At 43.5% G+C, this 21444-nt stretch carries 22 protein-coding genes, 3 pseudogenes, 1 CRISPR repeat array and 1 riboswitch (1 of these 27 only partly in view); of the genes and pseudogenes, 4 read left to right on the top strand and 21 right to left on the bottom strand.

Features of this window, described 5'->3' with window-relative positions:
• Window positions 1–711: a CRISPR direct-repeat array (repeat unit 30 nt; unit sequence GTTTCAATTCCTCATAGGTACGATACAAAC) (it extends 851 nt beyond the left edge of the window).
• Window positions 712–958: 247 nt separating this feature from the next.
• The 6 genes and pseudogenes from GFC30_RS03615 to GFC30_RS03590 all read right to left on the bottom strand — a co-directional run.
• Window positions 959–2308, bottom strand: coding sequence for an aldehyde dehydrogenase (locus GFC30_RS03615; protein ID WP_066322950.1), 1350 nt, complete (start codon window positions 2306–2308; stop codon window positions 959–961).
• Window positions 2309–2320: 12 nt separating this feature from the next.
• Complete coding sequence (locus GFC30_RS03610; RefSeq protein ID WP_066322949.1) at window positions 2321–3100, bottom strand: SDR family NAD(P)-dependent oxidoreductase; 780 nt, start codon at window positions 3098–3100, stop codon at window positions 2321–2323.
• A 72-nt stretch (window positions 3101–3172) separates the two neighbouring features.
• Window positions 3173–3475 (bottom strand): ArsR/SmtB family transcription factor, encoded by a 303-nt coding sequence (locus GFC30_RS03605; protein WP_066322948.1) that lies wholly within the window; start codon window positions 3473–3475, stop codon window positions 3173–3175.
• Window positions 3476–3576: 101 nt separating this feature from the next.
• Complete coding sequence (locus GFC30_RS03600) at window positions 3577–4809, bottom strand: TIGR02679 family protein (protein WP_066322947.1); 1233 nt, start codon at window positions 4807–4809, stop codon at window positions 3577–3579.
• Window positions 4793–5290: pseudogene (locus GFC30_RS03595) on the bottom strand (SbcC/MukB-like Walker B domain-containing protein); the annotation flags it as partial. The gene GFC30_RS03600 and the pseudogene GFC30_RS03595, both read right to left, overlap by 17 nt.
• Window positions 5278–5940, bottom strand: a pseudogene (locus GFC30_RS03590) (TIGR02677 family protein); the annotation flags it as partial. The pseudogenes GFC30_RS03590 and GFC30_RS03595, both read right to left, overlap by 13 nt.
• Window positions 5941–6117: 177 nt before the next feature.
• Here GFC30_RS03590 and GFC30_RS03585 point away from each other — a divergent pair.
• Window positions 6118–6663 carry a BLOC-1 subunit 2 family protein gene (locus GFC30_RS03585; RefSeq protein ID WP_066322945.1) on the top strand — a complete coding sequence of 182 codons (546 nt, stop codon included), beginning with the start codon at window positions 6118–6120 and terminating at the stop codon, window positions 6661–6663.
• Between the two features lie 213 nt (window positions 6664–6876).
• Here the strand turns inward: GFC30_RS03585 and GFC30_RS03580 are convergent, their stop codons facing one another.
• The 9 genes and pseudogenes from GFC30_RS03580 to GFC30_RS17850 all read right to left on the bottom strand — a co-directional run bounded on the left by GFC30_RS03580 (window position 6877) and on the right by GFC30_RS17850 (window position 12207).
• Window positions 6877–7185, bottom strand: coding sequence for a hypothetical protein (locus tag GFC30_RS03580; protein WP_066322944.1), 309 nt, complete (start codon window positions 7183–7185; stop codon window positions 6877–6879).
• Window positions 7186–7222: 37 nt separating this feature from the next.
• Complete coding sequence (gene tnpC / locus GFC30_RS03575; protein WP_148660354.1) at window positions 7223–8773, bottom strand: IS66 family transposase; 1551 nt, start codon at window positions 8771–8773, stop codon at window positions 7223–7225.
• A gap of 113 nt (window positions 8774–8886) precedes the next feature.
• Window positions 8887–9243: an IS66 family insertion sequence element accessory protein TnpB gene (tnpB, locus tag GFC30_RS03570; RefSeq protein WP_066322942.1), complete on the bottom strand. Its 357-nt coding sequence runs from the start codon at window positions 9241–9243 to the stop codon at window positions 8887–8889.
• Entirely contained in the window at window positions 9237–9515 is a 279-nt protein-coding gene (gene tnpA, locus GFC30_RS17755) for an IS66 family insertion sequence element accessory protein TnpA (protein ID WP_238583557.1), read from the bottom strand. Before tnpA ends, tnpB begins: the two co-directional genes overlap by 7 nt.
• Window positions 9516–9613: 98 nt before the next feature.
• Entirely contained in the window at window positions 9614–10039 is a 426-nt protein-coding gene (locus tag GFC30_RS03560; RefSeq protein ID WP_066322941.1) for a class I SAM-dependent methyltransferase, read from the bottom strand.
• Window positions 10039–10464: a GNAT family N-acetyltransferase gene (locus GFC30_RS03555; RefSeq protein ID WP_066322940.1), complete on the bottom strand. Its 426-nt coding sequence runs from the start codon at window positions 10462–10464 to the stop codon at window positions 10039–10041. Before GFC30_RS03555 ends, GFC30_RS03560 begins: the two co-directional genes overlap by 1 nt.
• Window positions 10465–10480: 16 nt before the next feature.
• Window positions 10481–11214, bottom strand: a pseudogene (locus GFC30_RS16360) (IS701 family transposase); the annotation flags it as partial.
• A gap of 124 nt (window positions 11215–11338) precedes the next feature.
• Complete coding sequence (locus GFC30_RS17410; RefSeq protein WP_238583556.1) at window positions 11339–11692, bottom strand: transposase; 354 nt, start codon at window positions 11690–11692, stop codon at window positions 11339–11341.
• A 14-nt stretch (window positions 11693–11706) separates the two neighbouring features.
• Window positions 11707–12207 (bottom strand): winged helix-turn-helix domain-containing protein, encoded by a 501-nt coding sequence (locus GFC30_RS17850; RefSeq protein ID WP_238583538.1) that lies wholly within the window; start codon window positions 12205–12207, stop codon window positions 11707–11709.
• Between the two features lie 62 nt (window positions 12208–12269).
• Here GFC30_RS17850 and GFC30_RS03535 point away from each other — a divergent pair, with 62 nt between their 5' ends.
• Window positions 12270–12839: a Uma2 family endonuclease gene (locus tag GFC30_RS03535; protein ID WP_066322937.1), complete on the top strand. Its 570-nt coding sequence runs from the start codon at window positions 12270–12272 to the stop codon at window positions 12837–12839.
• A 42-nt stretch (window positions 12840–12881) separates the two neighbouring features.
• Here the strand turns inward: GFC30_RS03535 and gatB are convergent, their stop codons facing one another.
• Genes gatB through gatC form a run of 3 tightly spaced genes read right to left on the bottom strand, consistent with a single transcriptional unit; the run spans window position 12882 to window position 16087 of the window.
• On the bottom strand, window positions 12882–14312 hold the full coding sequence (gene gatB / locus GFC30_RS03530) for an Asp-tRNA(Asn)/Glu-tRNA(Gln) amidotransferase subunit GatB (RefSeq protein ID WP_066322936.1): 1431 nt from the start codon (window positions 14310–14312) through the stop codon (window positions 12882–12884).
• A gap of 14 nt (window positions 14313–14326) precedes the next feature.
• Window positions 14327–15784: an Asp-tRNA(Asn)/Glu-tRNA(Gln) amidotransferase subunit GatA gene (gatA, locus tag GFC30_RS03525; RefSeq protein WP_066322935.1), complete on the bottom strand. Its 1458-nt coding sequence runs from the start codon at window positions 15782–15784 to the stop codon at window positions 14327–14329.
• 12 nt (window positions 15785–15796) lie between these two features.
• Window positions 15797–16087 carry an Asp-tRNA(Asn)/Glu-tRNA(Gln) amidotransferase subunit GatC gene (gene gatC / locus GFC30_RS03520; protein WP_066322934.1) on the bottom strand — a complete coding sequence of 97 codons (291 nt, stop codon included), beginning with the start codon at window positions 16085–16087 and terminating at the stop codon, window positions 15797–15799.
• Between the two features lie 132 nt (window positions 16088–16219).
• A riboswitch (purine riboswitch) is annotated at window positions 16220–16321 on the top strand.
• A gap of 29 nt (window positions 16322–16350) precedes the next feature.
• Here gatC and ade point away from each other — a divergent pair.
• Both ade and GFC30_RS03510 read left to right on the top strand, forming a co-directional pair.
• On the top strand, window positions 16351–18063 hold the full coding sequence (ade, locus tag GFC30_RS03515; RefSeq protein WP_066322933.1) for an adenine deaminase: 1713 nt from the start codon (window positions 16351–16353) through the stop codon (window positions 18061–18063).
• 43 nt (window positions 18064–18106) lie between these two features.
• Window positions 18107–18529 carry a coiled-coil domain-containing protein gene (locus tag GFC30_RS03510; protein WP_066322932.1) on the top strand — a complete coding sequence of 141 codons (423 nt, stop codon included), beginning with the start codon at window positions 18107–18109 and terminating at the stop codon, window positions 18527–18529.
• Between the two features lie 123 nt (window positions 18530–18652).
• On the opposite strand, the gene GFC30_RS03505 is transcribed toward GFC30_RS03510, so the two are convergent.
• The 3 genes from GFC30_RS03505 to pruA all read right to left on the bottom strand — a co-directional run bounded on the left by GFC30_RS03505 (window position 18653) and on the right by pruA (window position 21408).
• On the bottom strand, window positions 18653–18970 hold the full coding sequence (locus GFC30_RS03505) for a hypothetical protein (protein ID WP_066322931.1): 318 nt from the start codon (window positions 18968–18970) through the stop codon (window positions 18653–18655).
• Between the two features lie 10 nt (window positions 18971–18980).
• Complete coding sequence (locus tag GFC30_RS03500; RefSeq protein WP_066322930.1) at window positions 18981–19712, bottom strand: HI0074 family nucleotidyltransferase substrate-binding subunit; 732 nt, start codon at window positions 19710–19712, stop codon at window positions 18981–18983.
• Between the two features lie 148 nt (window positions 19713–19860).
• Window positions 19861–21408, bottom strand: a complete 1548-nt coding sequence (pruA, locus tag GFC30_RS03495; protein WP_066322929.1) for an L-glutamate gamma-semialdehyde dehydrogenase — start codon at window positions 21406–21408, stop codon at window positions 19861–19863.
• Window positions 21409–21444 lie beyond the last annotated feature (36 nt).

Genomic DNA, 21444 nt, shown 5'->3' with positions numbered 1-21444 from the left:
TGGAAGAAATCCGCGCCGAATGTTTCAATTCCTCATAGGTACGATACAAACAAAACCTCAACCAAAACCATCTCCGCAATCAAAGGAGTTTCAATTCCTCATAGGTACGATACAAACTCATTCCCTCCATGCGTCAAACAACCCCTTTATAGGTTTCAATTCCTCATAGGTACGATACAAACTTGGGTACGACAAGATGACGGCAACACGTATCACGGTTTCAATTCCTCATAGGTACGATACAAACGCATGGGACATAATTTTAGGACCGTATTCCAAGCCGTTTCAATTCCTCATAGGTACGATACAAACTTGTAAAAGAAAATATTTCAACTATTTATGAAATAGAGTTTCAATTCCTCATAGGTACGATACAAACATTCGTCTGAAATCATCTATCACAGTGTGCTTGATTTGTTTCAATTCCTCATAGGTACGATACAAACGAATGCATATTAGGAGTGAGAATATTAGAAGCGGAGTTTCAATTCCTCATAGGTACGATACAAACATATGGAAAAAGTGAAAGTTGTAGGCATGAGATATGGGTTTCAATTCCTCATAGGTACGATACAAACCGCAAAAGAGCATCTTGTAAATGATTATATGTGGCTGTTTCAATTCCTCATAGGTACGATACAAACGCCATTCAGTACAAAGTAAACGATTTTGATACAAATGGTTTCAATTCCTCATAGGTACGATACAAACCCAAAAAAGTGTTGATAGATCAACACATGGAAAAGTTATACACTACCATTGTACACATGTTTTAAAATTCAGTCAATAGTGTATATGCATTGATACAGTTGAAAAATCCGCAAAAAATAAACTGTCGTCGATCCTCTAGGATTTTTGCAAGATTGGAGGTCGACGACGGTTGTGAAAAAATTCACGATTTGAAAATTAAACGAAACGCTACTCCTAAAAACCCATTTCAAATAACAGCAATCCCCCCTCACCCCATCAACTTCCTTACCCACTTCAGCGCATTCGGGAAGTTTGGGTAGCGGAGTGGGATATCGAATTTTGTCGTTTGTTTTAAGACGCTTTTGTAGTGGGAGAAGGCATCAAAACTTGCTTTGCCGTGATAAGCGCCGATTCCGCTTTGTCCGACGCCGCCAAACGGCAAGTGTGGGTTGGCGATGTGCATGATCGTGTCATTGATGCAGCCGCCGCCAAAGCTCACTTGTGCCAGCACTTGTTGCTGGACGCGCTCATCTTCCGCAAACAAATAAAGGGCGAGCGGTTTTTCGTGATCTTGTACCGTGCGAATCGCTTCCTCGATCGTTGCAAACGTGAGAATCGGCAAAAGCGGGCCGAAAATTTCCTCTTGCATCACGTCATCGTTCCACGTCACATCATCTAATAGCGTCGGCTCGATCCACCGCTGTTGGATGTCATGGCTTCCACCGTGTATAATCGTACCATTTTCTAAAAAACGAACGAGTCGTTCCGCATGCCGTTCGCTCACGATGCGGCCGTATGCATCACGATCGCCGTACAGTTCATCCAAATAACGTTTCATTTTTTCCATCAGCGGCTGCTTTACCGCTTTATGCACAAGCACGTAATCAGGGGCAATGCACGTTTGTCCAGCGTTTAAAAACTTGCCCCAAACGATTCGTTTCGCGGCTAATTCAAGATGAGCAGACTGATCGACAATCGCTGGGCTTTTTCCACCGAGTTCTAATGTGACAGGAGTAAGGTGTTTCGCAGCAGCCGCCATGACGATTTTCCCGACCGATACGCTCCCGGTGAAAAAAATATGGTCAAAGCGCAAGCCAAGTAACTCTTGGCTTACATCAACCCCTCCTTCAACGACGGTGACATACTCTTCCGAAAACGCTTCGGAAACGATGGTTTTCAACAGCGCTGACATCGCTGGTGTATATTCCGACGGTTTCACTACCGCACCATTTCCTGCCGCAATCGCGCCGATAAGCGGACTAACTGCAAGCTGAAACGGGTAGTTCCACGGCGCAATAATAAGGCTTACTCCGTATGGCTCAGGATATACGTAGCTTGTCGAGCCGAAATGGGTCAATGGCGTCGGCACGCGCTTTGGCTGCATCCAACGAGCAAGCCGCTTCATAATAAAATTTATTTCTTCATACACGATCCCGATTTCTGTCGTATATGCTTCAAATGGCGATTTATGCAACTCCTTTTTTAACGTATCAGTAATCCTCTGTTCGTATTTTTGTATTGTTTCTTTTAATCGTATTAATTGCTTTAAGCGAAACTCAAGAGAAAGCGTTTCACCTGTTTGAAAATAACGCTTTTGTTTTTCAAGCAATTCGTTCATTCTGTTTCCTCCTCATCGCACCCGATCTTGAACCTTTCTGACAATATTCGTAACGAATTTACGTGGCATAAAGCGAACACTAAATGCGAGGAGTTTATTCGCCAGCCCCGGAATAATGACGGTTTTATTGTTCATTACTCCTCTGTAACCAGCCTCCACCACTTGTTTGACATCCATCACACCGCTTTTAAACAATTTTGATTGTTGTAAGTTCGCCCGATCGGCAAATCCTGTCGCCGTTGGTCCTGGGCATAACGCGCTCACAGTTACATTCGTGTGTCGCAACTCGTTACTTAGCGCTTCTGAAAAAGATAACACATACGCTTTCGTCGCATAATATACAGCCATGAATGGACCTGGTTGGAAAGCAGCGGTTGATGCTACGTTTAAAATTTTCCCTTCGTTTCTTTTTACCATATCTAAGACGACACACTTCGTCAAATGAGTGAGCGTTTTTATATTTAAGTCAATCATATTTAATTCTTCTTGTAACTCAGTCTCCACAAATTCTCCGTACAACCCAAATCCTGCGTTATTGACTAGGATATGAACGTCCAGCTGTTCATTTTTTAATGTTTCATACAAATCATGAACTTCGTTTTGATTCGATAAATCTTTAGCATATATCCATACGGTTATTCCGTATGTTTTTTCTAGCTGACGTTTCAGTTCATCTAATTTCTGCTTGTTTCGCGCTACTGCAATAATGTTATACCCTTCCTTCGCAAATCGTGCGGCAAATTCATAGCCAATTCCACTTGATGCCCCTGTAATTAATACGTTCTTTTTCATTTCCTACATCTCCTTTTTCTAAACGTTTAAAAACTTAAACATATAAATTGAAAAAATTGGCCTTTAGCATATCTAAAGGCACTCATTCTCGACAGCATGAATTAAATCTTTCAATAATTCAACAGCTTTTTCGATAGATAATACATAGTATCGCAATGTCCCTTTTTGTTCTACCGACACTAATCCTTGGTCGCGCAAAATTTTTAAATGGTGGGAAATCGCTGGACGCGATAAACTTGACCGTTCCGTAATTTCATTGACTGTTAGCTTATCGTGTTCCGCAAGCAGCAATACAATATCTTGTCGATGAGGATCGCTTAACGCTTGAAATAATGGTATACACGATCGAAACACCTCGATCGCTTTTTGTCCCATTCTTCTCTTCCTTTCTTTTGTTTAAAAGTTTAAACATTTGATACCTTTATCTTATTCCCTTTCTTCCCGTCTGTCAATACATTATTCGAAAAATAGATCCTTTAACCCCCCTCCACCTCCATCCTCAACGCTTCCACAAGCGCTTCTTGATATCCTGCCTTTTTCAGCCGCAACATTTCTTGTTTTAGCGGCTGCAGGTCACGAAGCGTAACCGATTGTAATTTCGCCAACCGTTCATCTGATAGCGAAACGGTTGGTTTTGTCGCCAAGTAATCGGAACGGTGATAATGCCAAAGCCGAACAGATGAACCGTACCGATCGACAAGACGCTGAGCCATTTTTAATCCTTCCGGGTCAAAATCACCCGAATAATAAAGAGTCTTTCCTTCTTTGACAAGCAAATCAAGCAACCACATCGTCGCTAAATTTAGCTGACCGTTTGTGCTAATGAGCGGTACGTTCGTATCCAAGAGCGTCGAAAACACGCCCGCATTTTCGACGACAAAGACAGAGTTGCCAATGGACGGATACGCCCGCGCCAATGGCATCACTTCCCTTAGCGGCACATTCAGCGCCGTATTCGTTTCGCATGCAGCAGCAAAAACAAGGTGGCGTCCCTTTTCTGTTTCTGCCATCACACCAGCACATGTCACAAAGTTCAACACATCTTCCCGCAAAAGGTGATACGATTGCAATAGTTCGTTCACCTCTTCAACCGATGAAAGGTCATATTCTTTTTCCGCGTAAAATTGCAACGCTGAAAGCAATAACTTCCCTGCAAGCGTATGCAAATCAAACGCATGTGGATCGTTCGCCATTTGTTGCGCAAACACTGGAAGGCGAACGTATGCGGACGGGAGCTGTTCAAGCGCACGACAAACGGAAGAAATTGCCGACTCTAACGCTTGGCGGTTTTGTTGGTACGCTAATTGCACAAACCGTTGCTTCTCTACCGCCATCAGCCAATCGCGCTGTGCTCGATACGTATTCATTAGCCGCGCAAAGTATGCTTCTTTTTCCCGCTCTATTTCTTGTTGTTGCTCTTTTTTCGTCACAAGCGGCTCGCCAAAATAATGCTCTAATAGTTCGATTAGCGAAACATCACCAAACCGTGTATTCGCAAGCTGTTGTTCAAACGCCGCAAGCGATACGCGGTTCATTTCCTTGCCAAAAAACGACGCAATCGCTTCCGTTTCTTCCGCCGAAAAATACGAAACGGAAATCGTCCCGCCAATGCGACCAAGCGACTCGTATTTCTTTTTCATTTCGCAAAAAAGGCGGTGAAACGGACGTTCACCGCGAAAAAATTGCACCGCTTCATCTAATCGGTTCAATGAGCTCACCCTTTCTTCCTTCAGTGACAAGCTGCTTTATTTTTCCGTTCCAATCATAGCGAATGACCGTCACGAACGACGCGTTTTTCGGACGAACGAGTTCGCAAATGGAGAGTGACGGGACGGTGTCATAATCGCCCCAAAGCGCTTGCGAGTTCATGATGTAATTAAACCCTAGCTGCTCGACTAAACCGAACATATTGCGAATATTATTCTCATCGACGCCGGCGAACGCTTCATCGAGCGAAATAATGTACGGCGCATCTTCTGCCGCTTCTTGATAGCGTGAGTACGTCGCCGCAAACAACGGAATATACATCGCCATCGCTTTCTCCCCGCCGCTAAATTGATAGAAACGTTGGTTCGTCAACTCCCGCTTCGGTTCATTCGTTTTTTGGTAATAAAGGGTAAACGAAAACCATTTCCGGTAATCCAACACTTCTTTAATAATTTGGTGCAACGTATTCCCTTGATTTGCATCGATGTTTTTTGTAATGCGACGATAAAGTCGCGCAAATAGGCGGTAAATTGTTCTTTATACACGAGAAACGAATCGGACATCATCCGTTCTTCCATGTTTTCTCCGTTTAAATACGCAATGTAGTCTGCAGAGTTTTGAATGATTTTTTTAAAATAATCGAACGTTTCTTCCCACACTTGATTTATTTCATCACGTTTTTCGACAAATCCACCGTGAATAATCGATTCCATTCGGACAAGCGATGCATACAGGCGGTCAAACCTCGTTTTTTCGAGCGAGCCGCCAAACGTATCTCCTAGCTGCTCAAGCGTGCGAATCATTCGTTCGATTTCGACCGTATACGGGCTACACTGGTAGCGAAATCGCTTCTTTTTAAATTCCTCAATCGTCCGAATATGGCCTGTTTCTTGTCTAGCGATTAAGTTTTTCCATTTGACGAGCTGCTCTAAGTCTTGTTGCAACTCTTCTTCCGTATAATCACGAAATTCATCGTACTGTTTTAAAAAGGCGTACACTTCTTCTGGGAACAAATATTGGCGCATTCGCTCGTGCTGCGTGTAAAAATAGCGCAAAATCGCGCGGTACCGGTAGGCGTTGTCAACTACTAAATATTTCGCCTCCGTAATCGGCTTTAGCCATGACGTATCCATCTTTCGCTCCCCTTCTATCATTCATCTACTATCATTGTAATCGATTCGCTATTCGTTCTCTACTAAAACGTCGTTGGGAAAATGTGCTCCTCAAGCGGCTTGACTAAAAAATGAAAATGTCCGCTAGCCATCCGCTGTCGATTCGTGTAAAATGGAAGCGAAAAGGAGGTGAAAGGAATGGTAGAACAGTTGCTATACGAAATTCTCCATGAAGTAAAAGCAACACGAGAAAAAGTCGAATCGCTGGAAAAACGAGTAGAAGCAGTCGAGCAAAAGGTAGAAACTCTTGAAAAAGAAGTGTCTTCTTTACGTCAACAAGTCCAAGCACTCGATGGGAAAGTCCAAGCACTCGATGGGAAAGTCCAAGCACTCGATGGGAAAGTCCAAGCACTCGACAGAAAAGTGCAAGCGCTCGACGAAAAAGTGCAAACGCTCGACGAAAAAGTGCAAGCGCTCGACGAAAAAGTACAGCTGCTTGACGAACGAACACTCGAAACGAAAGCGATTTGTGAAGCGGTTCGTCACGGTCAAGAGGTGCTCGCCGCAAAATACGACGCACTCGCACTCGATGTCCACAAAATGCAAGGAAACATCACCCACTTAACCAACATACTAGAAGAGAAAGTACTCCCTGCCCTCACCGACCACGAATCGAGCATTCAAGTATTAAACAATCGTGTATTTAAAGTAGAAAGCACCTTGCAAAAGCTTGTTCATCTGTGAGAAAAAGTAAATGTCAAATAGCCCCCACCTTTTTGAGGGTCGGGGCTTAAAGTATTATTTAGTTAATGAAAGGCAATACATCAAACAGGAAGGAGCATCGGACTATGGCAGGCTCCGATCAAGTATGCTCGAATTTACGGGAGAGGTATTCCTAATTTTGGATAATCAACAACCGTGTTAATTCTTCGTCCAACCCAATGAAAAAACGCTCTTTCATATGGTTTTCCTTCCCACTATAATAAGAAGATGATGTTCATGCTCAGTTGATTCTCCCGGATGAGACTCCAGATAGGAGAAAGGTTTAACTTCTTCAATATCAAACACATCAAACTCATCCAAATGATCCTTAGAGAGGAAATACACCGGACGGTAGGGTCGATGCGGTCGTTCGAACATGTTCTTTTCAATTTCCACTCCGATACCAAATTCAGCATCATGTACCGACAAGTCCGACAAAAACAAAATTCCATTATCTTTTAGAACTTGATGACACTCTTTGATCATTTTTTTCGTAAACGTCAAATAGCCCCCACCTTTTTGAAGGCCGGGGCTTGAGGTATTATTTAGTTAGCTGCTGAAAAGCAATACATGAAACAGGGAGTGTGGTTGACCAAGGAAGCATTTGATCCAATGCGTTCTTGTCTGACAAATCCATATTGGGAAGCTTCTCAAAAAGATAGCGAAGGTAATAATATGGATGTAATTGATTCGCTTTCGCTGTCTCCACTATGCTGTAGATGATGGCACTTGCCCGTGCACCTTGTGGTGTATTAGCGAAAAGCCAATTTTTCCTTCCGATGACCACCGATTTGATCGAGCGTTCGCTGCGATTATTATCGATCTCCAGTCGCCCATCCTCTAAAAAGGCCACTAATTTATCCCATTGGTTCAGACAATACGCAACGGCTTTTCCTAATGCGCTCTTTGGCAACACGTGCTGTTTTTGCTTTTGCAGCCATGACAAAAAAGCGTCTAAGATAGGCTTGCTTTGCTTTAGACGTTCTTCATACCGATCTTTAGGATCTAATTTTTTTAATTTACGTTCCACCGCAAACAGCTGATTACAGAAATTCAGACCTTCCGTTGCGGTCACTGGTGCCACGCTATTGGCAGGCATGGATTTTAGGGCGTCTGTAAATCCTCTACGCGCATGAGCCCAACAACCAACCAAGGTTACGTTTGGCACTTGATGGTATCCTGCGTATCCATCCACCTGCAAATAGCCTTGAAAACCGTTCAGGAAATTCTTTGGGTTTTCCCCTGCTCTCGTTTCCTGATAATCATAAAGGATGATAGGCGGCCCTTCTATTCCTGTCTGATACTGCCATAAATAGGAGGTAGAAGTAGCCGGTCTTCCAGGTTCCTGAAGAACCTGAAGGGTGGTTTCATCGGCATGAATAATATCCAGCTCCAGAAGATGTTCGTGCATCCGATGATACAGCACACTCAGCCATCGTTCCGCTCCTTTTACCATCCAATTGGCAAAGGTTTGTCGAGAAAGAGGCATGCCCATTCGTTGAAACTGTTTTTCTTGGCGATATAACGGGAGTCCCTCTACATATTTTTGCGTCATAATATGTGCCAAAATAGAAGGAGAGGCAAGACTGCCCGGAATGACGGATTTCGGTCTAGGCGCTGTTTGAATAGGTGTTTCGATCTCATGGTGCTCACAATGGCGACAAGAATAGACATATTGCACGTGTTTCACTACTTTTAATTCCGCAGGAATATAGACAAGTTCTTGGCGTACTTCCGTACTCATTTCATGTAGCGTTCCACCGCAACACGAACAGACCTGCTCTTCATCGGATAAACGGTATTCGACCGTTTCGACCGGCAGGTTTTCCAGCATCGCTTCGCGGTGACCGCGTGTTTTCCGACGGCGCTGATAACGAATGGACTCCAACGTAGGTTCCGGCAACTCAAGGTTCGATTCGTTTTCTACCTCGTTGAATAGTTCCAATTGACCAGGATGGATTTTTTCACTTGAAACGCCAAAGCGTTTGTGCTGCAGAAGGCGAAGCTGTTCTTCATACCATTTTACTTTCGCTTCCAACTCCTGTTGCTTTTTTAGTTTCGCCTGTAATTCTGCATTTTGCTTTTCTAGCATTTCCAAGCGTTGGAGGAGATCTTCAGTTGTAAGATTGGAATGAGGGAATTTCGCTGTTTTTTTCATACTCTCATTATACAATAAAACAGCGGAATTCCCTGAATTTTTATTATTTAAATAACTTTCTTTGCGGTTACTGCCGAATGGGCTTGTTTCTGGTTCAATGATAGTCCATCGAGCAGCCAGCGTAATTGGCGTGGACTAATTTGTAAAGGTTCCGAGCTGTGCTCCGAAGGCCAATCAAACGTTCCACGTTCCAGTCGGCGATAATATAGCCAAAATCCGTTATGATCCCAATGAAGAATTTTCAATTTATCCCGTCCACGATTGCAGAACACAAAAAGGGTAGAAGAAAAGGGATCAAGCTGGAATGCTTCTTGGACGATGGCTGCCAACCCGTCGATGGATTTTCGCAAATCTGTACTCCCTCGGGCGAGGTACACATGGGTCACCGTGGCCGCATTTAACATAACGTTTTCAACACCTTCACCACATCGGCAAAAAGCGAAGGGTTAAACCCTTGCTTCACCTCGATCGAACATTCGCCGATTTTTACTTGGATGGAATCCTCTTCATGGATCGATGGATCTGCCATCACAACGGATGCCCATTTTGTAGAGGGATTTGGTGTAGCGTTGGAACCTTCGAGCCGTTTGAGCCAGTACTTCAGCTGGTGAACCTTTAACCTATTCCTTTCACACCATTTTGCTTGGGTGAGACCACTCGCCCTGTAATCAGCAATACGCTGTTCCCATTCACGTCTTCATTCGTTTTTGTCCATACCAAAACTCCTTTAATTAAGATTTCTAAAGAAATTATGGCACGGATGTAGGGGCAAAACTAGGTGGGAAGAGTTTGACGCTTACTTTTTTTCCGGTCTTCGTAACGAAACTGATGAAAAACCTTATGCGAAAAAACTGCATCGTACCCATCATTCGGATGTTTCATATCCAAAACACTGTCTACATAGAAGTCGATATCTAATTTTTTTTCTTGGCTCCAATGTTTCGCTAACTTTATCCCTTCCTCGGAAAGGTCGATGCCCGTCACCTTGAAACCTTTTTCGTGAAAATAAACGCATTCTCTTCCATATCCACATCCAGCAACCAATATATTTTTACATCCTTTTTCCGCAAACAACCGTGCAGCCATTTTCGCTGTAGGTCCTGGCTCATCCCCCCATACAAACCCAAATCGTTTATATCTATTTTCTTGCCATTTTTTACTTTCGTCAGGTTGCAAGTCCCAATAATTCTTCAAGTCCATTAAGTCTTCACCGCTTTCTTATAATATAAATATATTCCTTGAGGATCCGCTACACTGTGAAACTTATATCCCATCTTTTCAAAAAACTTCTGGTTAACTTCCAGATCCTTGCGAAGCATTACCCAGCCGACGCATCCGCCTTGTTCAATTGCTTTTTGTTCTGCTATTTGATACAGTTTTGTGCCGATTCCCTGTCGTCTAAACTCTGGTAATACAGAAAGATATGCAACACTAAAATCACACTCGTTCAAAGATAATCGTACACATCCCACTGCTTCTGACCCTCCAAAATAGACGATCCATTTATGTAACTCTCTTCTAATGTCCTCTTCTGTCAAAACCATTGCTGAGGTAATTAACCCCGATCGTTCATATTCCAGATTTGCTATTCTAACAATGTAATTGATCAAATATTCCAATTTCAAACAAATATACACCTTCTTTAGGTTTCGTGCTCAAGATGCAATGAAGAGTGGGTGTTATCGATTCATCGGCTTTCCAAGCCGATAGCGTCATCGAGTCCTTTGAGCGAATGTTGGTAGCGACATATCACTTTAATGGGGTGAGTGTCTTTCGGTTCGATGTAGTGGGCAAACTCCTTCTCCTAAACGGCAATGCCTTTTGGATAAAGAAGCCGATTCTTCTTGAGTATCGCGATCACTCGGAATCCCTTTTTTCAGACAAGCTTCCACGAACGTTTGCGATGGATATCAAGAGTCCGTCAGCACATTAATAGGACGGGGCACACCCAAAGAAGAAAGCATCTCGGTCGCAAATTTTTCTTTGCTTTTCCCAGCCGTCTTGTCATAGAAATGAGAGGCAAAAGGAAACGCTTGAGTCATTAGCCAAACGAGAGAATGTCCCCAGACAGACTTTTTATTCGCGTGAGAATAATGCCAATCACGCCCTTGAACCGCATGTGTTGCCAGTGACGAGGGCTTTGTTTTTTGGTAAATCGTATCATCAATCGAAACAAAAATGGGTTAATTCTCTCGTTTCGCGCTTCGTTCGACACGACGAAGCATTCACTGCTGGAGCTTACGAAGCAACGTTTCTTCATCCCAAGGGCTTTTCGTGAAAAAATAGCTGAGTGTCGTACGGCGATTCGGATGAAAGCCCCCATAATGAAGATTGGTGAATTTTCCAACAAATTCTTTAGTTTCTAGATCATCCACTCTTCTTTTTTGCTTGGAGGTAAATTTAAGTTGGTAAATTCACTCATATACAGTGTATTACATAAAAAGAACAATAAGTAATTTATGTTAATTCAAGAATATTAAAAAAAAAGTCAACTTTTTTTCAAAAATCTTTCTGTATACATCTAAATTGACATCCTAACCTCTGATTTACAACAGCACACCCAACGCGGCGTAACACTTCATCTGCGTGCTGTAAGACGTATTGTTCAAACCGAGTAATAGACTGAGCAATGTCGTTTTGATCTTTATGCAAGACGTTGGCGATGACTTCATCTTTCAACCACTTCCACAACCGTTCAATTGGATTCAAATGTGGGGAATACGGTGGCAGAAAATTAAAGTGAGAGGCGCTGCCTTCTTCACCATCGAGAAATGCTTGCACCATGTTGGCATGATGAATACGCCCATTGTCCAACACAAGCACGATAAAACGATCCGAATATTTCCCTTTCAACAGGTGCAAAAAGTCTAGGAACGTCTCAGCATTGACTGATGATGCTGAAACACGACATCGCCTTGTTGGACGTCGGCTGCACCGAAAATCGAAACGTGAGCGTGGTGACCGTAGCTTGGCACCTGTTTTTGGTGCCTACTTCTGCCCATGTCGTACGAAGCGCTTGATAGGCACGAACATGTGTCTCGTCCACATAAAACATGGTGACGTTCTCGGTGATTAGTTTTTTTTATAAATTCGAGCTCCTTTTGAAAAGCAGCTTGACGCTCTGGGTCACCTTTCACCAGCTTGTAAGTCGGACGTGTCCATGATAAACGAAGACGATGCAACAACTTGCGAATGCCTTCACGTGACATCGAAACGCCATATGTTTGTTGAATGTAGGATTGCAATATCCGTGTGTTCCATGATGAAGAATTGCCCCAACCGACATCAACGGGCGTGGTGGTTAACACAACTTGTCTTAGTTCTTGTTGCTGTTCTTCGGCAAGAAATGGTGAACGACCTAGTGGCACTCGTGCCGCCTTTTTTTCTTTAAAAAAATACGATACAATGAAAACACAAGGAGGGAAACAGTATGTCGTTGCCAAATGAAAAACGTCCGTGGACATATGCGGATTACGCAAACTTGCATGAGGAAAAACGATATGAAGGAATTGATGGTATCTTATTTATGACTCCTTCACCTACGCCAAGACACCAACGTATTGTTACCGCTTTGTCAGCACTGTTTTTCGACTTTTTACAGCATTCCTCGTGTGAAGTATTTGTTGCACCAATCGATGTATGCCTATTCGCAACAAAAGATACTCCCCTTCATGACATTAAAGATTGGTATATTCCCGATTTAATCATTGTTTGTGACAAACAAAAAATCGGTGATGAACGAATTTATGGAGCGCCAGATTTAATCGTAGAAATTCTCTCCCCATCTACCGCCAAGCATGACCGCATTACAAAATTTCATAGCTACGAACGGGCTGGTGTTAAAGAGTACTGGATTGTCGATCCGATTCATGAAACAGTTGAAATATATGCTTTGCAAGATGGGCATTTTCGTCAAATTCGTATGCATTACAAAGATGAAACTATTCACCCTTATATATTTCCCAACTGTTCCATTGAGTTACAGAAAGTGTTTATGTGATTTTAAAAACCCCCGCGAGCAAGTGCCGCGAGGGGTTGTTTATTATCGCTTATTTATTTCCTCAAGCAATAGCTTATTCACAAGCGGTGGGTTTGCTTGTCCTTTTGTCGCTTTCATAATTTGGCCGACTAAGAAGCCGATCGCACGGTCTTTTCCGTTTTTGAAGTCTTCGACCGATTGCGGATTCGCATCGAGCACTTCGAGCACAATGTTGCGCAACGTTGCTTCGTCAGAAATTTGCACAAGCCCTTGATCTTTGACGATTTGTTCCGGATCGCCGCCTTTTTCGACCAACTCTTTAAAGATTTTTTTCGCGATTTTCGATGAAATCGTGCCGTTTTGAATGAGTTTAATCATACCAGCTAAGCTTTCCGGTGTTAACGCGATGTCGTGCAATTCTTTTTGTTCCGCATTTAAGTAACCGGACACTTCAACCATCAACCAGTTGGAAGCCAATTTTGGATCGGCGCCGTTCGCAACCGTTGCTTCGAAAAAGTCCGCCATTTCTTTTGTGAGCGTTAGTACTTTCGCATCATACTCCGGCAACCCGAGCTCTTCTACGTATCGTTTTTGCCGCGCATCTGGAAGCTCTGGGAGGGAAGCGCGAACGCGTTCTTTCCATTCCTCATCGATATAGAGCATGACTAAATCCGGCTCTGGGAAGTAGCGATAGTCTTCTGAACCTTCTTTTGTGCGCATTAAAATCGTCGTTTTTGTCGCTTCATCGAAACGGCGTGTTTCTTGTTGGATGACGCCGCCAGACAACAAAATTTTCTCTTGGCGTTTCGCTTCGTACTCAAGTCCTTGGCGAACGAAGTTAAACGAGTTTAAGTTTTTCAACTCCGTTTTTGTGCCGAATTTGTCTGAACCAATTGGACGAAGGGAAATGTTTGCGTCACAACGAAGCGAGCCTTCTTCCATTTTGCAATCCGATACGCCTGTATATTGAATGATCGACTTTAATTTTTCTAAATACGCATACGCTTCTTCTGGCGAGCGAATGTCCGGTTCCGATACAATTTCAATCAGTGGCGTGCCTTGACGGTTAAAGTCGACTAACGAATAGCCGTCCCCTGTATGCGTCAGTTTTCCTGCATCTTCTTCTAAATGAATGCGCGTAATGCCAATTTTTTTCTTTTTGCCGTTCACTTCAATTTCAATCCAGCCGTTTTGTCCAATCGGTTGGTCGTATTGTGAAATTTGATACGCTTTGGGATTGTCCGGATAAAAGTAGTTTTTCCGGTCAAATTTCGTTTCCGTCGCGATTTCGCAGTTTAATGCCATCGCCGCTTTCATCGCATATTCAACCGCTTGTTTGTTTAACACCGGAAGAACGCCTGGATACCCTAAGTCAATGACGCTCGTTTGTGTGTTTGGGGGCGCTCCGAATGCGTTTGGGCTGCTTGAGAAAATTTTCGATTTTGTTTTCAGCTCAACGTGAACTTCAAGTCCGATGACGATTTCAAAATTCATCGTGATCTCCCCCCTTACAATGTCGGTTTTTGTTTATGATAGTTTGTCGCTTGTTCAAACGCGTGTGCGACGCGGTAAACCGTACTTTCATCGAAATGTTTGCCGATAATTTGCAGACCGACTGGCAAACCGTTGACAAATCCGCACGGCACTGAGATGCCTGGAACACCCGCAAGGTTGACTGGAATCGTTAAAATGTCGTTCGCGTACATCGTTAATGGATCGCTCGTTTTTTCGCCGATTTTAAACGCTGGCGTCGGCGTCGTCGGTCCGATAATCACATCATATTTTTCAAAGACGTTCTCAAAATCTTGTTTAATGAGCGTCCGCACTTTTTGCGCTTTTTTGTAATATGCGTCATAATAGCCGGAGCTTAGCACGAACGTCCCGAGCATAATACGGCGCTTCACTTCGTTGCCGAATCCTTCGCTGCGCGTTTGTTTATACATGTCAATCAAGTTTTTCGCATTATCTGTCCGATAGCCATAGCGAACACCGTCAAAGCGAGCAAGGTTTGCCGATGCTTCTGAAGACGCTAATAAATAATACGTCGCAAGCGCGTATTTCGAATGAGGGAGCGATACTTCTTCCCATGTTGCGCCTAAGCTTTCTAATACTTTTAGGGCATCAAGCACCGATTGGCGCACTTCTTCAGATACCCCTTCGCCTAAATATTCTTTCGGAACGGCAATTTTTAGCCCTTGAATGTCGCCTGTTAAGGCAGAAACGTAGTCTGGTACGTCAACATTCGCGGATGTAGAATCCATCGGATCTAAACCGGAAATGACTTGTAGTACATATGCGTTATCTTCTACCGTCCGTGTAATTGGGCCGATTTGGTCAAGCGAGGAGGCAAATGCGACAAGCCCATAGCGCGATACACGGCCATACGTCGGTTTTAAGCCAACGACACCGCAAAACGCAGCTGGTTGACGAATCGAGCCGCCCGTATCCGAACCGAGCGCAAATGGCACTTCTCCTGCCGCGACTGCCGCTGCCGAACCGCCGCTTGAACCGCCCGGAACGCGCTCTAAATCCCACGGGTTGCGCGTTAATTGGAAGCCGGAGTTTTCTGTCGAAGACCCCATCGCAAATTCGTCCATGTTTAATTTTCCGATCGTAATGGCGTCTGCTTCATGCAAACGTTGCATCACCGTCGCATCATAAATCGGGTCAAAATTATAAAGAATTTTGCTTGCGCATGTCGTGCGCAACCCTTTCGTAACAATATTGTCTTTAATGCCGATCGGCATGCCAAACAACAAGCCGAATTCGGTTTCAGTCGCTAACTTTTCATCTAATTCTTTCGCTTTCACGCGCGCTTGCTCTTCGTTTAACGTTAAAAACGCTTGTACTTTCTCGTCTACTTCCGCGATCCGTTTAAATGATTCGTCCACTAAATCGGATACGCAGATTTCCTTTTTATGTAACATCCCGTGTAATTCCGATAGTTTATAATCAAACAGTGACATCGTTTTCCCCCCTTATTCTAAAATCGCTGGTACGCGGAACTGGCCGTCTTGTTGATCTGGTGCGTTTTTCAACACTTCTTCTAGCGGAAGCCCCGCTGTTGGCACATCGTCGCGCATGACATTTTTCATGTTTAATACGTGCGACGTTGGCGGAACGTTTTCGGTGTCTAGTTCGTTTAATTGCTCCGCAAACGTAATAATCGCATCTAGTTGTTTCGTGAACATTTCTGCCTCTTCTTCCGTGATCGCTAATCGCGCTAAATGCGCCACGTGTTTCACTTGCTCGATTGAAATTCTTGACATTCCTTTCACCTCCGATATTGTCGACCTTTGCAATACTATGATGATACCAAACTTTCGTTGAATGAAGCAACATTTGCCATGAACGAGTTGAAAAATGTTTGACGAAACGCTCATATAGGCATACAATAAAAAAAATTTCGTTCACTAACAACTCGTATAATTTCGGGAATATGGTTCGAAAGTTTCTACCAAACGACCGTAAATCGTTTGACTACGAGGAAATTCTCCTCGTGCCGAGTTGTCAACAAGAGGAGGAGCACACGATGAAGCAGCTTGCCGTAGCTTCCAAACGGCAACTAGCCGATGTTGTCGTCAAAAACGGAAAAATTGTCAACGTCTTTACACACGAAATTATGCAGGCAGATATCGCGATTGCAGATGGAAAAATCGTCGGTATCGGTGCATATGACGGTCATACCGTCATTGACGCCAAAGGGAAATACGTTTGCCCTGGGCTAATTGACGGACACGTCCACATTGAATCATCGATGGTTACACCGAGCGAATTTGCTCGCGTTGTCGTTCCGCACGGCGTCACAACCGTCATTACCGATCCGCACGAAATTGCAAACGTTGCTGGAACGAGAGGAATCGAGTTCATGCTTAATGATTCTGAGCACACTCCGCTCGATGTATATGTCATGTTGCCATCGTGCGTGCCTGCAACTGCTTTTGAACATGCTGGTGCGACGCTTCATGCCGAACAGTTAGCACCGTTTTTTTCGCATCCGCGCGTGCTTGGGCTTGCGGAAGTGATGGACTACCCGTCGCTTTTGGAAGGAAAACAACATATGCTCGCTAAACTAATCGCTGCGATGGAAGCAAATAAACTAATCGACGGACATTTAGCTGGTCTTGATGAAACAGCCGTTAACGTGTACCGAAGCGCCAATGTTCATACCGATCACGAGTGTGTCACAGTAGACGAAGCGCTAGCTCGCGTTCAACGTGGCATGTACGTTTTAATTCGGGAAGGGTCCGTTGCAAAAGATTTGCACAAACTACTCCCGGCAGTCCATACGTATAACGCACGTCGCTTTTTATTTTGCACAGACGATAAGCATATTGACGAACTTGTCACCGAAGGAAGCGTCGATCATCATATTCGCCTCGCGATTCAAGCTGGTATAGAGCCGATAACAGCGATTCAAATGGCGACATTAAACGCCGCAGAATGTTATCGCCTATATACGAAAGGCGCGATCGCCCCTGGATATGATGCGGACTTTTTGCTTGTGGAAGATTTGCATTCGTTTTCCATTACGCACGTCTTCAAAAAGGGAGCGCTCGTTGCGGAAAACGGACGCGTTACATGTTCTGTCACAAAAGCCACTTCGATCGACAAAACGATTATACAGTCGGTTCATACAAAAAAGATAACAAAAGAAAATGTGCAAATTCCGTTCACACGCGGAAATCAAGCAAATGTCATTCAAATTATTCCAAATCATTTGCATACGAAACGGCTCATTACAGAAGTGCATGTCGAAAACGGCGTCTTTCAACCGTCGATCGAGCAAGATTTACTAAAACTTGTTGTCGTCGAACGTCACCGTGGGCTTGGAGTCGGTGTTGGCATCGTCAACGGCTTTCAGTTGAAAAAAGGGGCCATTGCGTCATCGATTGCGCATGACTCACATAACATCATCGCTACCGGAACGAACGATAACGACATTATTGTTGCCATTGAACACGTGAGAAAAATGAACGGCGGGCTTGTCGTTGTGAAAAACGGCGACGTTTTAGCGGATTTGTCCCTTGAAATCGGAGGGCTTATGACGGTGAAAAATTACGAAGACGTGTTGCAACGTTTACAAAGTATTCACCATGCCTTGTCCACACTCGGAGCATCGGACGAATTTAATCCGTTTATTACGCTCGCTTTTTTAGCGTTGCCAGTCATTCCAGAACTCAAATTGACTGACCAAGGCTTATTTGACGTCTCATCGTTTCAATTTATCGATGTAGAGGTGTAGGGGGATTTTTTATCCCCCTTTTTTTGTCGAATGATGTTATAATATGGTTGTGTGCAAAGGAGGTGAGAAGATGAGCGAGCAATTGTTGGAGAAAATTTTACACGTCGTCACAGACATCCAAAAAGAATTGCAGGACATTCGCGAAGAACAAAAAGCGATTCGAGAAGAACAGGAAGCATTAAAAAATGGACAAAAAGAGCTTTACGATCTAGTCAATGCTCTACTCCATCGCCAAGAAGAAACAGACGCAAAGCTTGAAGCTTTAACGATGGACGTGCATCATATGCGCGGTGAAATGACAGCAATGAAGCAAGAAATCCACGCACTAAACGAAAAAATTGACTCCCACTATGAACAACTCAACGAGCGTCTTAACAATCTCCAACTTGACCTTGATTTCACCGTTCATAAAACAACAATGACGGAGCGAGAACTTTTCAAAATGAGAAATCGGTTGTTTTCATAGAGAGGGCATTTCCCTCTCTATGAAATTCGATTCATATACTTCTTTCATTTATCATTCTCTCTATCAAACATAACATCACTTGCAAAAATGGATTAAATAATCCCGAACACACCTACATTGCCTCTAATGTAATCGAGCACATAGTCTTCTCCCTGCATAATATCCCAGTGCCCCCATATAAATCGAGGCTACAAAAACAAAAGAAGGATAAAAAGGAAACGACGTAATCGTTGCGATCCCCAAAACAACCGCCCAATCCCATTTCAATCCCCATTTTTTATCAAAAAAAGAAACAAACGCTTCTGTTACTGCACATATAAACGGAACAGCTAGTACTACAATTGGAAAAATGGCAACAAAGAAAGAAAAAGTGCTAAGTAATGAGAGGGAAAGGGCAAACGTGACAAATGACAGCAAAACCTCTACTAAAAATTTTTTCACTTGTTCTTCCCTATCCTTCCAATTCGCGAACTCGTTTTTTCATCTCTACTAATAACTGATCAAATAAATGAACATAGCGCTGACGAACATGTTCATAAATTTCCATCGCTATTTGTTCGTCGTATGTATGTGATGTTCTATTTCGGTCTTCTAACAGTTGAATCCACGCTTCTCCATCTTGAATAAGCCCTTCTTTAAACGCTTGTTTGATCGTTTTTCGCGGACTTGTGACTTCGTTGTTTCCGTTATATTCTAAGTAGCTTTTCATCCATTTCCATGCTAGTTCGTACGTAAACTCAAATCGTTGAATTGTCGCGTCAAGAACTAAGTCGTCTTTTGCCACATCACGCGCGATGCTTTGATGCAGTTTATGTAATGCTTTTTCAAAGTCAAATAGTTTATCAATGATTTTATTCATCGTCACGACTGCCTCCCCGCGTTCATTCGTTAAAAAAATGGTCTTTCCTTCGAGATCAATATACGATTTGAGCTTTTCATTGCTGATCTTTTCATAATCTATGGCATCCACAGTATAAATGATATTTGCTTCTGCTAAATCGTCTTGAATGCGGTACAGCTGCTCGTTATTGCTTCTAAACTTAATCGCAATATCAATATCCGATGTTTCTTTATAATCGCCTCTTGCCCTTGATCCGAACAAAATCACTCTTTCAATGATGTCAGCATAATTTTGAAACACATAAATGAGGTTGTAAAATGTTTGCTTTTTTAATCCGTACATGTTTGTACTCAATCGTTCATCACCACTCACTTCTATTCATATGAAGGATGTCTTTCTTCATTATACCACTATCACTCTTATCCTAACGTTCATATTTTTCTCTCCACGCGCAAAACCCCTCTTAGCGTTTCGCCAAGAGGGGTTTCCATTAAAACATTTCTGATACGGTTTTCGCTTGCATATGAAGCAATAAGTAGTCTGGACCACCTGCTTTTGAGTCTGTGCCAGACATGTTGAAGCCGCCAAACGGATGGTAGCCGACGATGGCGCCTGTGCAACCACGGTTAAAGTAAAGGTTGCCAACATGGAACTCTTCACGTGCTTTTTCAAGGTTAAAGCGGTTGTTCGAAATAACTGCGCCCGTTAAACCGTATTCTGTGTTGTTGGCAATGTCAAGCGCATGATCGAAGTCTTTCGCTTTCGTAAACGCCACAACTGGTCCGAAAATTTCTTCTTGCATAATGCGCGCTTTCGGATCAAGATCCGCAAAGACTGTCGGCTGAATGAAGAAGCCTTTCGAGTCGTCTCCTTCGCCGCCTGTCATTAGTTTGCCTTCTTGTTTGCCAATTTCGATATATTCCATGATTTTGTTATACGCCGATTGATCGATCACCGGTCCCATAAACGTGCTTTGCTCTTCTGGGTTGCCGACTTTTAATTGCTTCGTTAACTCGACAACGCGGTTTAACACTTGATCGTACACATCTTCAAGCACCACCACACGCGAGCATGCGGAACATTTTTGACCAGAGAAACCGAATGCCGACGCCACAATCGATTGTGCAGCTAATTCAAGATCTGCTTCTCTATCAACAACGATCGTGTCTTTTCCGCCCATTTCCGCAATAACGCGTTTTAACCAAATTTGACCCGGATGTACTTTCGCCGCACGCTCATAAATGCGGATACCGACGTCGCGCGAGCCTGTAAAGCTAATGAACCGCGTGCGCGGATGGTCGACTAAATAATCACCTACTTCCGCGCCGCTTCCTGGGATATAGTTCAATACGCCTGCTGGAAGACCTGCTTCTTCTAACACTTCTACGAACTTATAAGCAACGACTGGTGTGGCACTTGCTGGCTTTAAAAGCACCGTATTTCCTGTCACAAGCGCTGCAACTGTCGTTCCCGCCATAATTGCAAATGGGAAGTTCCACGGTGAAATGACAACGCCAACACCAAGCGGAATGTAAAAGAAACGGTTTGTTTCTCCCGGGCGGCTTTCCACAGGAATGCCATCTTTCAATTTCAACATTTGACGCGCATAATATTCCATAAAGTCAATCGCTTCCGCAGTATCTGCATCTGCTTCTTTCCACGGTTTTCCTGCTTCTTTCACAAGCAATGCGGAAAACTCATGTTTGCGACGACGCACAATCGCTGCGGCACGGAACAAAATGTCTGCGCGCATTTCTGGCTTCGTTTTGCTCCACCACTTAAACGCTGCGTCAGCTGTTTGCATCGCTTTTTCTGCTAAATCTTTATTCGCTTTCGCTACGCGCCCAACAGCTTCTGTTTTATTCGCTGGGTTGATGGAAACAATTTTATCTTCTGTCATGATTCGTTCGCCGCCAATAACAAGCGGATACTCTTGACCAAGATATGCTTGTACCGTTTTCAATCCTTCTTCAAACGCGTTTTTGTTTGTTTCTACTGTAAAATCGGTGAATGGTTCATGTTTATAAGGTTGTACCATGTGTGAACCCCCTTTACGAAAATTAAAAACGTTTAC

Origin of the sequence: Anoxybacillus amylolyticus, assembly GCF_001634285.1 — a bacterium.
GTDB lineage: Bacteria > Bacillota > Bacilli > Bacillales > Anoxybacillaceae > Anoxybacteroides > Anoxybacteroides amylolyticum.
This window is presented reverse-complemented; position numbering and strand designations above follow the sequence as displayed.

Coding starts and splice junctions, on each gene's coding strand:
- GFC30_RS03615 (WP_066322950.1), bottom strand. CDS start 2,308: ATGAACGAATTGCTTGAAAAACAAAAGCGTTATTTTCAAACAGGTGAA.
- GFC30_RS03610 (WP_066322949.1), bottom strand. CDS start 3,100: ATGAAAAAGAACGTATTAATTACAGGGGCATCAAGTGGAATTGGCTAT.
- GFC30_RS03605 (WP_066322948.1), bottom strand. CDS start 3,475: ATGGGACAAAAAGCGATCGAGGTGTTTCGATCGTGTATACCATTATTT.
- GFC30_RS03585 (WP_066322945.1), top strand. CDS start 6,118: ATGGTAGAACAGTTGCTATACGAAATTCTCCATGAAGTAAAAGCAACA.
- tnpC (WP_148660354.1), bottom strand. CDS start 8,773: ATGCTAGAAAAGCAAAATGCAGAATTACAGGCGAAACTAAAAAAGCAA.
- tnpB (WP_066322942.1), bottom strand. CDS start 9,243: ATGTTAAATGCGGCCACGGTGACCCATGTGTACCTCGCCCGAGGGAGT.
- GFC30_RS03560 (WP_066322941.1), bottom strand. CDS start 10,039: ATGGACTTGAAGAATTATTGGGACTTGCAACCTGACGAAAGTAAAAAA.
- GFC30_RS03535 (WP_066322937.1), top strand. CDS start 12,270: ATGTCGTTGCCAAATGAAAAACGTCCGTGGACATATGCGGATTACGCA.
- gatB (WP_066322936.1), bottom strand. CDS start 14,312: ATGAATTTTGAAATCGTCATCGGACTTGAAGTTCACGTTGAGCTGAAA.
- gatA (WP_066322935.1), bottom strand. CDS start 15,784: ATGTCACTGTTTGATTATAAACTATCGGAATTACACGGGATGTTACAT.
- gatC (WP_066322934.1), bottom strand. CDS start 16,087: ATGTCAAGAATTTCAATCGAGCAAGTGAAACACGTGGCGCATTTAGCG.
- ade (WP_066322933.1), top strand. CDS start 16,351: ATGAAGCAGCTTGCCGTAGCTTCCAAACGGCAACTAGCCGATGTTGTC.
- GFC30_RS03510 (WP_066322932.1), top strand. CDS start 18,107: ATGGTTGTGTGCAAAGGAGGTGAGAAGATGAGCGAGCAATTGTTGGAG.
- GFC30_RS03500 (WP_066322930.1), bottom strand. CDS start 19,712: ATGTACGGATTAAAAAAGCAAACATTTTACAACCTCATTTATGTGTTT.
- pruA (WP_066322929.1), bottom strand. CDS start 21,408: ATGGTACAACCTTATAAACATGAACCATTCACCGATTTTACAGTAGAA.